The organism is Bacillus sp. 522_BSPC (assembly GCF_001076885.1).
GTDB lineage: Bacteria > Bacillota > Bacilli > Bacillales > Cytobacillaceae > Niallia > Niallia hominis.
In genome coordinates, this window is the sequence record NZ_JVDT01000161.1 from 70,100 (window position 1) to 83,047 (window position 12,948).

The 12,948-nt window shown below is 43.9% G+C and carries 15 protein-coding genes; all 15 read left to right on the plus strand.

Annotated features, from left to right (window positions below; all coding sequences use genetic code 11):
- The first annotated feature begins 45 nt into the window (after window positions 1-45).
- From ADJ83_RS13690 to ADJ83_RS13755, 15 genes are read left to right on the plus strand one after another with little or no spacing between them, the layout of a single operon-like run.
- On the plus strand, window positions 46-1,650 hold the full coding sequence (locus ADJ83_RS13690; RefSeq protein ID WP_028988118.1) for a terminase large subunit: 1,605 nt from the start codon (window positions 46-48) through the stop codon (window positions 1,648-1,650).
- Window positions 1,651-1,693: 43 nt separating this feature from the next.
- Window positions 1,694-2,938, plus strand: a complete 1,245-nt coding sequence (locus ADJ83_RS13695) for a phage portal protein (protein ID WP_028988117.1) — start codon at window positions 1,694-1,696, stop codon at window positions 2,936-2,938.
- A complete protein-coding gene (locus tag ADJ83_RS13700; RefSeq protein WP_028988116.1) occupies window positions 2,939-3,628 on the plus strand; it encodes a head maturation protease, ClpP-related in 690 nt (229 codons plus the stop codon).
- A gap of 19 nt (window positions 3,629-3,647) precedes the next feature.
- The gene (locus ADJ83_RS13705; protein ID WP_028988115.1) at window positions 3,648-4,841 is read left to right on the plus strand and encodes a phage major capsid protein; all 1,194 of its coding nucleotides are present in this window, start codon (window positions 3,648-3,650) and stop codon (window positions 4,839-4,841) included.
- Window positions 4,842-4,853: 12 nt separating this feature from the next.
- Window positions 4,854-5,066 carry a head fiber protein gene (locus ADJ83_RS13710; protein WP_028988114.1) on the plus strand — a complete coding sequence of 71 codons (213 nt, stop codon included), beginning with the start codon at window positions 4,854-4,856 and terminating at the stop codon, window positions 5,064-5,066.
- Between the two features lie 26 nt (window positions 5,067-5,092).
- A complete protein-coding gene (locus ADJ83_RS13715; protein ID WP_028988113.1) occupies window positions 5,093-5,413 on the plus strand; it encodes a head-tail connector protein in 321 nt (106 codons plus the stop codon).
- 1 nt (window position 5,414) lies between these two features.
- The gene (locus tag ADJ83_RS13720) at window positions 5,415-5,750 is read left to right on the plus strand and encodes a head-tail adaptor protein (protein WP_028988112.1); all 336 of its coding nucleotides are present in this window, start codon (window positions 5,415-5,417) and stop codon (window positions 5,748-5,750) included.
- Between the two features lie 5 nt (window positions 5,751-5,755).
- On the plus strand, window positions 5,756-6,187 hold the full coding sequence (locus ADJ83_RS13725; protein ID WP_028988111.1) for an HK97-gp10 family putative phage morphogenesis protein: 432 nt from the start codon (window positions 5,756-5,758) through the stop codon (window positions 6,185-6,187).
- Entirely contained in the window at window positions 6,184-6,525 is a 342-nt protein-coding gene (locus tag ADJ83_RS13730) for a hypothetical protein (RefSeq protein ID WP_028988110.1), read from the plus strand. Before ADJ83_RS13725 ends, ADJ83_RS13730 begins: the two co-directional genes overlap by 4 nt.
- Before the next feature lie 3 nt (window positions 6,526-6,528).
- Complete coding sequence (locus ADJ83_RS13735; protein ID WP_028988109.1) at window positions 6,529-7,119, plus strand: major tail protein; 591 nt, start codon at window positions 6,529-6,531, stop codon at window positions 7,117-7,119.
- An 11-nt stretch (window positions 7,120-7,130) separates the two neighbouring features.
- A complete protein-coding gene (locus ADJ83_RS13740) occupies window positions 7,131-7,517 on the plus strand; it encodes a hypothetical protein (protein ID WP_028988108.1) in 387 nt (128 codons plus the stop codon).
- Between the two features lie 47 nt (window positions 7,518-7,564).
- Window positions 7,565-7,705 carry a hypothetical protein gene (locus ADJ83_RS25855; protein WP_170211208.1) on the plus strand — a complete coding sequence of 47 codons (141 nt, stop codon included), beginning with the start codon at window positions 7,565-7,567 and terminating at the stop codon, window positions 7,703-7,705.
- 14 nt (window positions 7,706-7,719) lie between these two features.
- On the plus strand, window positions 7,720-10,140 hold the full coding sequence (locus tag ADJ83_RS13745) for a phage tail protein (protein WP_028988107.1): 2,421 nt from the start codon (window positions 7,720-7,722) through the stop codon (window positions 10,138-10,140).
- Between the two features lie 13 nt (window positions 10,141-10,153).
- Window positions 10,154-11,005 (plus strand): phage tail family protein, encoded by an 852-nt coding sequence (locus tag ADJ83_RS13750; protein ID WP_028988106.1) that lies wholly within the window; start codon window positions 10,154-10,156, stop codon window positions 11,003-11,005.
- A 2-nt stretch (window positions 11,006-11,007) separates the two neighbouring features.
- A complete protein-coding gene (locus ADJ83_RS13755) occupies window positions 11,008-12,945 on the plus strand; it encodes a siphovirus ReqiPepy6 Gp37-like family protein (protein ID WP_028988105.1) in 1,938 nt (645 codons plus the stop codon).
- The last annotated feature ends 3 nt before the right edge of the window (window positions 12,946-12,948 follow it).

Sequence of the window (12,948 nt, forward strand, 5' to 3'; positions counted from 1 at the left end):
TTGAGGCTCTTTTCTTTTGTCCTTTTTCATAAAGGGGCGGTGTTTATGCGGAAACTGAAGAAATATAAGCCGACCGCCTTTATAGCTGATGGTTCATATTACGATGAGGATGCTGCTGATTACGCTGTAGCTTTTATCGAAGCACTCTCCCATACGAAAGGTTTATGGGCAGGTAAGCCTTTTGAACTTATCGATTGGCAGGAGCAAATAGTCCGTGATTTATTCGGAATTTTAAAGCCAGATGGATATCGGCAGTTTAACACTGCTTATGTAGAGATACCTAAAAAGATGGGAAAAAGCGAGCTTGCCGCAGCAATTGCGCTTCTCCTCACTTGCGGTGATGGTGAAGAACGGGCAGAGGTGTACGGTTGTGCCGCTGACCGCCAGCAGGCATCAATTGTATTTGAAGTAGCAGCCGATATGGTGCGGATGTGTCCAGCGCTGAATAAACGAGTAAAGTTGCTTGCTTCAACTAAGCGATTGGTGTACCTGCCGACCAACAGCTTCTATCAGGTATTGTCGGCTGAAGCCTACTCCAAACACGGCTTCAATATACATGGTGTTGTTTTTGATGAACTTCATACTCAGCCAAATCGGAAACTATTTGATGTTATGACGAAAGGATCTGGGGATGCAAGGACCCAACCGCTGTATTTTCTTATCACCACTGCGGGGACGGATACTCAGAGTATCTGCTACGAAACACACCAAAAAGCGGTTGATATTATTGAGGGCAGAAAATACGATCCTACCTTTTATCCCGTAATCTATGGTGCCAAAGAAGAGGATGATTGGACAGATCCAAAAGTGTGGAAGAAAGCAAATCCAAGCTTGGGAATTACGGTGGGGATTGACAAGGTAAGGGCTGCTTGTGAAAGTGCAAAGCAGAACCCAGCTGAGGAAAATAGCTTCCGGCAATTGCGCTTGAATCAATGGGTTAAACAGTCTGTCCGTTGGATGCCAATGGCAAAATGGGATGCCTGTGCATTTCCAGTTATTCCAGAAAGTCTTGAAGGGAGGGTATGTTATGGAGGTCTTGACCTATCTTCTACAACAGACATTACAGCCTTTGTGTTGGTGTTCCCACCAGAGGATGAAACAGATAAATACATTGTTCTTCCGTATTTTTGGATGCCAGAGGACAACATTGACCTCCGAGTCCGAAGAGACCATGTGCAATACGATCTTTGGGAGAAGCAAGGGTATATTCAAACCACAGAAGGCAATGTAGTGCATTACGGCTACATTGAGCGGTTTATTGAAGAACTGGGCGAAAAGTATAACATTCGAGAAATTGCGTTTGACCGTTGGGGAGCTGTTCAAATGGTTCAGAACCTTGAAGGATTAGGCTTTACTGTCGTTCCTTTCGGTCAAGGCTTTAAAGATATGTCACCACCAACCAAAGAACTGATGAAATTGACATTAGAAGAAAGAATAGCGCACGGTGGGCATCCAGTGCTTCGTTGGATGATGGACAACATCTTTATAAAAACCGATCCGGCTGGCAACGTGAAGCCGGATAAAGAAAAAAGTACAGAAAAAATAGATGGCGCGGTGGCAACTATCATGGCACTTGATCGTGCTATTCGTTGTGGCTCAGGTAATAGTGGAGATTCGGTGTATGACGAGCGAGGTTTGATTGTCTTTTAAACCTTAATGGTTAGCACAATGTTTATATTCGGAGGTGATGCCTATGAATCTAATAAAAGGACTGTTTCGTTCAAGAGACAAACCGCAAAACCGTGTGGGTAGTGCGTTCTCCTTCCTGTTTGGCGGTACGTCATCTGGCAAAATGGTTAATGAACGTACTGCAATGCAGGCAACAGCAGTGTATGCCTGCGTAAGGATATTAGCTGAAGCGATTGCCGGACTGCCACTTCATGTATATAGATATCGTTCTGATGGAGGTAAAGAAAAGATTCCTTTCCATCCGCTGTATTACCTTCTTCATGATGAACCAAATCCAGAGATGACTTCATTCGTGTTTCGAGAAACACTGATGAGTCATCTTTTGCTTTGGGGCAATGCCTATGCACAGGTGGTCAGAAACGGTCGTGGGCAGGCAGTGGCTCTTTATCCCCTACTCCCCAACAAAATGGAAGTTAGCCGAGCAACAAATGGTGAGCTGGTCTACACCTATTACCGTGATACTGACGAAAGTGGTCTAAACCCAAAAGGTGGCTATGTCACACTCCGTAAAGATGAAGTTCTACACATCCCCGGCTTAGGTTTTGATGGACTCATTGGTTATAGCCCAATCGCTATGGCAAAAAATGCAATCGGTATGTCACTTGCTACTGAAGAATACGGTGCGGCATTCTTTGCCAATGGTGCTAATCCGGGAGGTGTGCTGGAACACCCAGGAGTAATCAAAGATATACAGAGGGTCAAAGATAGTTGGAATAGCGCCTACCAAGGCACAGGAAATGCTCACAAAATTGCTGTGTTGGAAGAAGGCATGAAGTTTCAAGCCATTGGTATCCCGCCGGAACAGGCGCAATTTCTTGAAACACGGAAATTCCAAATTAATGAGATTGCGAGGATTTTCCGAGTACCGCCTCATATGGTGGGTGATCTTGAGAAGTCTAGTTTTTCCAATATTGAGCAGCAATCGTTGGAGTTTGTAAAATACACCCTCGATCCGTGGGTGGTGCGATGGGAACAAAGTCTCCAGCAATCGCTTATTTTGCCTTCTGAGAAAACTTCACTGTTTATCAAGTTCAATTTGGACGGTTTGCTTCGTGGTGATTACCAAAGTCGTATGAATGGCTACGCTACAGGTCGACAAAATGGCTGGATGTCAGCCAACGATATCCGTGAACTGGAGGATATGAACCGGATACCGGCTGAGGAAGGTGGCGATTTATATCTGGTTAACGGAAATATGACAAAACTGGCTGACGCAGGTGCGTTTGCCAAAACCGAAGGAGGTCAGTAAATGAGGAAGTTCTGGAACTGGGTGCGAGATTCAGATGAAGTACGTACCCTCTATTTAAATGGAGTGATATCCGAAGAAACGTGGTGGGGCGATGAGGTCACACCTAAGATGTTTAAGGATGAACTGCTGGCAGGCACTGGCGATATTACGGTGTGGATTAATTCCCCTGGTGGTGATGTGTTCGCAGCAGCTCAGATTTATAACATGCTGATGGAGTATACCGGAAAAGTCACTGTAAAGATTGATGGGCTTGCGGCAAGTGCGGCATCCGTTATTGCAATGGCTGGTGGAGATGTATATATGTCTCCTGTATCTATGCTTATGATTCATAACCCCTCAACAATTGCTATCGGTGACAGTGAGGAAATGTTGCGGGCAAAGGCTCTATTGGATGAGGTCAAGGAAAGCATTATTAATGCCTATGAGTTAAAAACGGGTCTCTCTCGAACAAAACTCTCCCATCTAATGGATGCAGAGTCATGGATGAATGCAAACAAAGCGATTGAACTTGGTTTTGCAGACAAAATCATGTTCATGGAAAGTGAAACACCGGATTTGACGGATAGTCTTATTTTTAGCAGGATGGCGGTTACTAACTCGCTCATCAGCAAACTGCCAAAACAACCAAAACAGAAAACAGGTACACCCATTGAGTCGCTGGATAAGCGGCTTTCTTTAATTTCGCACTAATTTAAAGGAGGAAATAACAATGAGTAAAATTCTTGAATTGCGTGAGAAACGCGCTAAAGCTTGGGACGCAGCAAAGGCATTCCTTGATTCAAAACGTGGCGGTGATGGACTGTTATCCGCTGAGGACACGACCACCTATGAAAAAATGGAAGCCGATGTGGTGGCTCTTGGTAAGGAAATTGAACGTTTAGAACGCCAAGCATCTATCGACTTGGAACTGTCGAAAGCAACCAGTAACCCAATTACCAACGAACCTACTAGAACTGGAGAGGAAAAGACCGGTCGTGCAAGTGCTGAATACAAAAAAGCTTTCTGGAATGCGATGCGTGACAATGTTAGCTATGAAGTAAGAAACGCTCTAAAGATTGGCACTGATTCTGAAGGCGGATTTCTTGTACCAGATGAGTTTGAACGTACTCTAGTAGAAGCTCTTGAGGAAGAAAATATTTTCCGTAGATTGGCTAATGTAATCACTACATCTTCTGGTGACCGTAAGATTCCTGTTGTTGCAAGCAAAGGCACTGCAAGCTGGATCGATGAAGAAGGAGCCATTCCCGAAAGTGATGACAGCTTCGGTCAAGTATCCATCGGTGCTTATAAACTAGCAACGATGATTAAAGTCTCTGAGGAATTGCTAAATGATTCCGTATTTAATCTCGAAAGCTACATCACAAGAGAATTCGCCCGTCGCATTGGTAACAAGGAAGAGGAAGCCTTCTTTGTAGGTGATGGCACAGGTAAGCCAACAGGGATTTTAAATGCCACAGGCGGTGGTCAAGTTGGTGTTACTGCGGCAAGTGCAACTGCCATCACTTTGGATGAGGTTTTAGATTTATTCTATAGCTTGAAAGCACCTTATCGAAACAAGGCAGTTTTCGTAATGAATGATGCAACTATAAAAGCTATCCGCAAATTAAAAGACGGTAATGGACAGTACCTATGGCAACCTTCCATCCAAGCGGGAACACCTGATACGATTCTTAACCGCCCGCTGTATACCTCATCCTATGTACCTACTGCTGAAGCAGGTGCAAAGACAGTGGTATTCGGTGATTTTAGTTATTACTGGGTGGCAGACCGTCAAGGACGAGTATTCAAACGACTAAATGAACTCTATGCTGTCACAGGTCAAGTAGGATTTATTGCGACTCAACGAGTTGACGGAAAGCTTATCTTACCGGAGGCCGTTAAGGTACTCCAACAGAAAGCCTAACGGAGGTGCTTTATGAGTTATAACACGAAGAATTATACCGAACAAGGCGGAGAAAAAACTGTCATCGGTGGTGTTTTAGAAATCAAAGAGGGGGCCTCGGTTACGGGGCTTCCTGTTCTTGAAAACCAAGAAGACAGCACAGCCACCGATGTTGCTGGTCTAGTTACGGACTTCAATGCTCTGCTTGCCAAACTAAAGGCAGCGGGGCTTATGGAGACTGACTAAGGTGGAATGTAAAGGAGGTTGGTGGTATGGCAGTGGCAGATAATCTCTTGCCAAAAGTTAAAGCGAACTTAATTTTAACGCATGATCAGGATGATGCCCTCCTAATTGGATTTATTACTGCTGCAATTTCATATGCACAGAGCTATCAACACGTTCCTGAAAACTATTATGAAACACATGCCATGCCTCCAACAACAGAACAAGCAGTGATTATGTTGTCGAGTCATTTCTATGAAAGCAGGGATGGCTCAACGGCAGGTTTCTTTGCTGATAGCGTACAGGCAGGGCAACAAGTATGGAACACAGTGAACTTGCTTTTACGACTTGATCGAGAGTGGGGTGTTTAGCATGAGTTTTGGAAAGATGAACACCTTCATCGATATCATCAGCACGGTACCAATAAAGGATGAGGAAGGTTTCGCCACAAAAGGTGACAACATACTCGCAAGTGTACTTGCTTATAAGGAAGATCGGCATGGCAGTGAACGGTGGACGAATATGGCATCCTTTTCTTCTGCAACTTCCTTATTCAGGTTTAGGAAAATCTTTGGGCTTAAGGTGACGAATGAAATGGTCATCGTCTGTGATGATGGCAGATATCAAATTTTAAGTGTTGAGGATGTAAGAAATCGAGGGATGTATGTCGAGGTTTTAGCCGAAAAGCTAGAACCAACTGTGAGGTGATGGATATGGCAAAAGCGAATATAAAGATGCCAGAAGAATTCCTTTTAAAGGTATCTCGATTAGCTGACCAGACCGATGTGATTCTTCCTAAGGTTTTGGAAGTTGGCGGTGAAGTGGTGCTTGATAAAGTCAAAGGAAATCTAAGTAAGGTGGTTGGCAAGGGCACGAAATATCCATCCAAAAGCACTGGTGAGTTGCTATCTTCACTGGGTCTTTCTGGAGCAAAGCAGGATAGAAACGGTAACTTCAATGTAAAAGTTGGCTTTGCAGAGCCACGTTCTGATGGTGAGAGCAATGCTAAACTTGCCAGCATCATCGAATATGGGAAGCATGGTCAGCCTGCAAAACCCTTCCTAAAGCCTGCGAGGAATGCATCTAGGAAACCCTGTATCAACGCAATGGTTGCCAAGCTGGAGGAGGAGATCGACAAAATATGAATATCTTAGAGGAACTTAATACACTTGTGACCGCCATACCGCTCCCCGTGGAAACCGGGGTTTTTTCAGGTTTGGCACCAGATGAGTATGTCGTGATTCTCCCTCTTTCGGATATTTTTGAAGTTCATGCGGATAATCGTCCAGGCTTTGATGTGCAGGAAGCGAGGATATCACTGTTCTCAAAAAATAACTACCTAGAGCGGAAATGGCAGCTCACAACTGCTTTAATAAATGCGGATTTTACTGTGACTGAACGAAGATATATCGGTCACGAAGATGATACTGGATATCACCATTACGCCATCGATGTGGCGAAAAACTATAGAATGGAGGAATAACAAATGGCAACAATCGGTCTTGATAGACTGTACTATTCAAAAATAACCGAGGACACTAACGGTGAGGAAACTTATGCCCAACCTTCCGTACTTGCAAAAGCCATCACTGCTGAACTCTCGGTAGAACTGGTGGAAGCAATTCTGTATGCTGACGATGGTGCGGCTGAGGTTGTGAAAGACTTTAACAGTGGTACTCTCACTCTCGGTGTAGACGACATTGGTCCAACGGTCGCAGCGGATTTAACTGGCGCTTCTACTGATGACAACGGGGTACTAATCTCTGCTAGTGAAAACGTGGGTACACCTGTTGCAGTGGGGTTTCGTGCGCAAAGGGCTAATGGAACATACCGCTATTTTTGGCTGTATCGTGTTAAGTTTGGACTACCAGCTACCAACTTACAGACAAAGGCTGATTCCATTACCTTTTCTACACCCACCATTGAAGGAACCGTTATGCGCAGGAATAAGCTGGATGGATTGGGCAAGCACCCATGGAAAGCGGAAGTTACAGAAGGTGATCCTGGTGTTTCATCGACCACCATAACAGGTTGGTTCACTGAGGTCTATGAACCTGTTTATACACCTGTACCATAGGAGGAGAAATCATGGATAATGAGAGAAGTGCCACAATTAACATAGGTGACAAAGAGTATGAACTGGTTTTAACTACACGAGCTACAAAGGCCATTGCCGGTCGTTATGGTGGTCTTGAAAACCTTGGAGAAAAACTGATGAAATCAGAAAACTTCGAGATGGCACTGGACGAGATTGTTTGGTTAATCACGCTGCTTGCAAACCAGTCCATTTTGATTCGAAACCTAAAGAATAAGAATGCACCAGAAGAATTACTGACAGAGGAAGAAGTAGAGCTTCTTACCTCACCGCTTGATTTATCGGCATATAAAACTGCAATTACCGAGGCGATGTTCAAAGGTACAAAGCGAAATGTAGAAAGTGAGGAGGAAACTCCAAAAAACGTGGAAGTCGGGTAACGGACGATGAGGTCTTTACCCGGCTTCTTTATTATGGAACAGTTCAGATGGGCATGGAGACAGAGGAATTCTGGCTTATGCCAATTGGGCTGTTTTTTGATTTATGGACTTGTCATAAACAATGGCATCGTATTGAAAAGCCAAAGAAAACACGGACCATTGACGATATTATCCCACCAGGTATTTAGGAGGAGGTGAAGGCATGGCAGACAATTTTGGTTTAAAAATAGGTGTTGAAGGCGAGCGTGAATTCAAGAACGCACTGCGAGAAATCAATCAATCATTTAAAGTATTGGGCAGTGAAATGGCCCTTGTAACGAGTCAGTTTGATAAAAACGATAAATCCATTCAGTCAGTTACCGCTCGTAATGCCGTTTTGAATAAAGAAATTGACGCACAGAAAGAAAAGATTTCTACCCTTAAGGCTGCCCTTGATAATGCCTCCTCCTCTTTTGGTGAAAATGACCGCCGTACTCAGAACTGGCAGATTCAGCTGAACAGGGCACAAGCAGAACTGAACCTTATGGAGCGTGAACTTGAGGAGTCCACAGTTGAAGCCGAGAATCTTGGTGAAGAGTTAGAGGATTCCGGTAAAAGTGCAGAAGACGCAGGTGGCAGGTTTGAAAAGCTTGGCGGTGTACTAAAGGGAATTGGTGTGGCTATGGGTGCAGTTGCCGTTGCAGCTGGAGCCGCGGCTATTAAGTTAGGTAAAGAGGTAGTTACTCAGTTCGGAGAATTAGAACAAAACCTAGGTGGATCGGAGGCGGTTTTTGGAGCATACGCTGCATCGATTCAGAAAACCGGTGAGGAAGCCTATAAAAACCTCGGTATTTCCCAAAGTGAGTATCTTGCTACTGCCAATAAAATGGGGGCATTGTTACAAGGTTCTGGTATACAGCAACAGAGGAGTCTTGAGCTAACTGAAAAGGCCATGCAACGTGCGGCAGATATGGCATCTGTTATGGGTATTGATATGTCCTCGGCATTGGAGGCAGTCACTGGGGCGGCAAAGGGTAACTTTGATATGATGGATAACTTAGGTGTTGCGATGAACGCTACAAACATCGAAGCCTATGCTCTCGCAAAGGGTCTGGATTTTACTTGGAATACCGCAACACAAGCGGAAAAGGCTGAAGTGGCAATGCAGATGTTCTTTGAGAATACGGAGCAGTATGCTGGGAATTTTGCGAGAGAGTCAACCCAGACAATATCCGGTTCCATTGGATTGTTACAAGCTGCACTTGGCTCATTTACAGCCGGACTCGGCAATGCCAATGCGGATATGACAAATCTGACTGAGAATCTTGTGGATGCCTTTGAGGCGGTTGTCACCAATATCGTACCGGTTTTAGAGAATATCGTAGCCGCATTACCGACAGCGACAGGTGCAATTTTAACAGCTGTAGGTGACTTGCTTCCTATGCTTCTTGAATTAGTCACAAATATATTCACGCAAGTACTGGAAACAATTTTGAACCTTTTACCGGAACTTATTCCGGCTGCGGTCAGTGCTCTAATGACGATTGTCGGTGCATTAATTGATAACCTTCCACTGCTAATAAATGCAGCAATTGAATTAGTAACAGCACTTGTGGAGGGAATCGGCATAGCGTTACCACAACTCATCCCTGCGGCAGTTTCTGCAGTTATGCAGATTGTCCAAGGATTGATGGATAATCTACCTCTCATTTTGGATGCCGCATTGCAGTTGATTATAGGATTAGCAAAGGGATTGGTAGATGCAATACCTCAGCTTACTTCTGCGTTGCCTGTCATCATCAAAGCAATAGTGGATTTCATCATTAAATCTATTCCGCAGATTATTGAAGCGGGGATTCAATTATTGACCTCACTGGTTACAGCTTTGCCTACCATTATTACAGCAGTTGTGGAAGCAATTCCGCAAATTATCGATAGTATCATCAGTGCTGTTATTGGGTCGATTCCTTTGATTATTGATGCAGGTATCCGGCTTCTAATATCACTCATACAGGCATTGCCACAGATTATTACTACTGTTGTAGGTGCTATTCCCAAGATTGTTAGTTCACTGGTGAATGCAATTATTGGCAACATCGATAAGATTATCCTAGCGGGTGTACAACTGTTTGTGGCACTTATTGCAAATCTGCCAAGGATAATCGTGGAGATCGTTAAAGCAGTTCCTCAGATTATCTCTGGACTGGTCAGAGCCTTTACTGGTTATATCGGTCAAATGTCTCAAGTAGGCGGAAATTTAATTAAAGGATTGTGGAAGGGGATTTCAGACGCAGGTGCATGGCTATGGAGTAAAATCTCTGGATTTTTCGGAAATGTTGTTTCAAGGATTAAAGACTTCTTGGGTATCCGCTCCCCTTCAACCCTATTTGCTGGAATTGGTCACAACATGGGTGAAGGTATCGGCGTGGGTTTTGAGGATGCAATGACAGCAGTTTCAAAGGATATGCAAAATGCAGTACCAACGACCTTTGATTTTAATTACAGAGGTGTATCTGGGCAAGGCAATGCCACTGGTGCAAGTATCACTCAAAATATTTCAGTTATGACACCTAAGGCTCTATCAGAAAAAGAACTAGCACGGGAGTTTAAGAATCTATCCCGTAAACTGGCACTTGAATTGTAAGGGAGGTACGGCAATGGAGCTAACATACACCAATAGAGACGGAGAGAGCATTACGCTTAAGCAAAGCCGACCGTACTTTCTTACGAAGGTAGATGGTACTGGCAATGTGCGTCAAACCGTCAACACTTTCAAGGCGCCAGATCAGGATGGCGCTTTTTATATTTCTTCCACGCTAGATATGCGAAACATAACAATTGAAGGTACGGTTGTTGCTGATACTCCCGATGAAGCCTATAAAAGGAGACAACGATTCCTTCAAATATTTAGCCCAAAGCTACTTGGGACCCTTCAATACCGTGACCGACAGATATCCTGTGTGGTGGAGGAGGCAGGCTTTAGTGTTTCTAATCGGCAACGAATACCTAATTTCTTTATCAGCCTACTCTGCCCATCCCCTTTCTTCGAGACATTAAATGAGGTGCGAGAGGAACTGGCATCATGGATACCACTGTTTGAGTTTGAACTGGAAATTCCAACGAGTGGGATGGAGTTTGGAATGCGTCAGCCTAGCCAGATTATAACGGTGGAAAATATCGGGGATGTATCTTGCGGATGTGAAATTGTGTTTAGGGCATTAGGCACTGTGTCGAATCCTGAACTATTAAACATAGATACTGGCGAGTATATCCGACTTCTCACAACAATGAGCGCTGGGGATGAACTTCGTGTATATACCCACTTCGCTAGTAAGCGTGTGGTCCAGATTGATGGGTCAACGGTTACAAATGCATTTTCCCTGTTGGATACCAATTCGGTGTTCTTTCAACTCGCGGCGGGTCTTAATACACTGCGTTACGATGCTTCTGTCAATATGGAACTGTTAGAGGTTAGCATATACTTTCGTCCGCAGTTTTTGGGGGTGTGAAGATGGAACTGTATATCTACAATTCAAACCGAGAGCTTGTGGGCATTGTGGAGTCCTTTGAGTACTTACGCTGGACGAGACGCTATTCCCAGTGCGGCTCATTTGAGTTAAAAGCGATTGCAACTACGGAAAATACAGAGCTATTAAAGGAAGGAAATATCATCTGGAAAAATGATGATGAGGAAGTCGGGATCATCGAACATCTGGAACTTTCTCAAACCGAGCATGAAATTATTACTGCAAGTGGTCGGTTTGCAACTTCCTTCCTCTCCCGCCGCATTGTTTGGCAAACGGAGAAATTGTCTGGTGATATTTCTACTTGTGTAGAGCAACTTTTAAATAATAATCTTATCAATCCTTCTGATGTAGCAAGGAAGATTGCGAACATATCCTTTTCTGCTCCAAACTTTAATGTTCCTATCAGCACACAGGTATCGTATCGAAATTTGATGGATGCTGTGACGGAACTATGTGTTGCATCGGATGTTGGCATTAAGACTGTGTTCACTCCTGCTACAGGGGTTTTTACCGTAGCGTTATATATGGGAACGGAATCACAAGCTGTATTTTCTAAGGAATATGAAAACCTTACAGAACAGATTTATACAATAAGTGCTGGAGATTATGCCAACACCGCCCTTGTTGGTGGTGAAGGAGAAGGTCCAGACAGAACTTTTGTTGCAATTACAAGTGGCTCTGGTGAGACAAGGCACGAAATTTTTGTGGATGCTAAGGACTTACGGGCAGAAGACTTTGGTTTAGATTACATTGATACACTAATCTTTCGAGGTCAAAGTAAGCTGAGTGAGCAAGCCATACGCTATTCATTTGATACATCGGTCAATCCACACGGTAATTTGTCATATAAGATAGACTTCGATCTTGGGCAGACCGTCAAAGTCATTTCCAAAGCATGGGGTGTATCCATGACGACACGCATCACCGAAGTTGAAGAAACCTATGACGCAGATGGCCAGAGTATCAGTGTAGTATTCGGAAAAGCTGAATTGACAATAGCCCAAAAATTACACTCCGACTTGAGCGAGGTGAAAACAGCAATATCGGCTCCAACTGGCATATCTGAAATTGCACAGGCTTTAGGAGCAGTGGAGGATACGCTAGTAACAGTTGAGGAAACCTTAGGCGACTTGACGGAGGTAGATTCAAAGATTCAAGGAGACAACGTAGCATCTACTATCAACAATCTGTATGGAAAACTACCTGCGCTCGAAATCAATGTTGGCGGAGGAACTATATCGATTGGACAATATGCGTTGTATTATATGAAACCTGGAGATGCCTTTTATTTCACCTCATGGAGTGGCAATAAGTTTAGTGACCAGCCAAGTGACGACGGCCATGTCTTTTTGATAAAACATAGCGGGGACAATACGGGAAATGGATATCAGCGGGCAATGGGTTTCTTTATTTCTCGCAATACGCTGACTTTCTATGTGATTTCTGTTTTCGTATTTAATAACCCTTCTGGACAAGCAAACTGGCTTAATATCAATAATGAACCTGTAACTACTGCAAGAATTGCCAATGGAGCAGTTACAGGTTTAAAAATTGCAGACCGTACAATTACAGCTACTAAAATGGTTTCTTCTTTTAGCGACTATTCAACTACAGAACAAAACACTGGGCGACTATGGATAGATGGTAAGACAATTTATCGCAAGCAAGTGAATCTTGGGTCACTTACAAATGCGACACCGAAAAGCGTAGCTCACGGCATATCAAACCTCAGCACTATTGTCAGTTTAACAGGCTTTGCGACAAATGGGACCGTATTCTTGCCACTGCCCCTTGCCCGGTACAACAACTTCGCATCGCAAATCGGACTCTTCGCAAATAAGACCGACATTGTAGTCGAACCAGGCAATGATAGAACTGCGTATACAGGCTATGTAGTAATAGAGTATACAAAAACGGAATAGAAG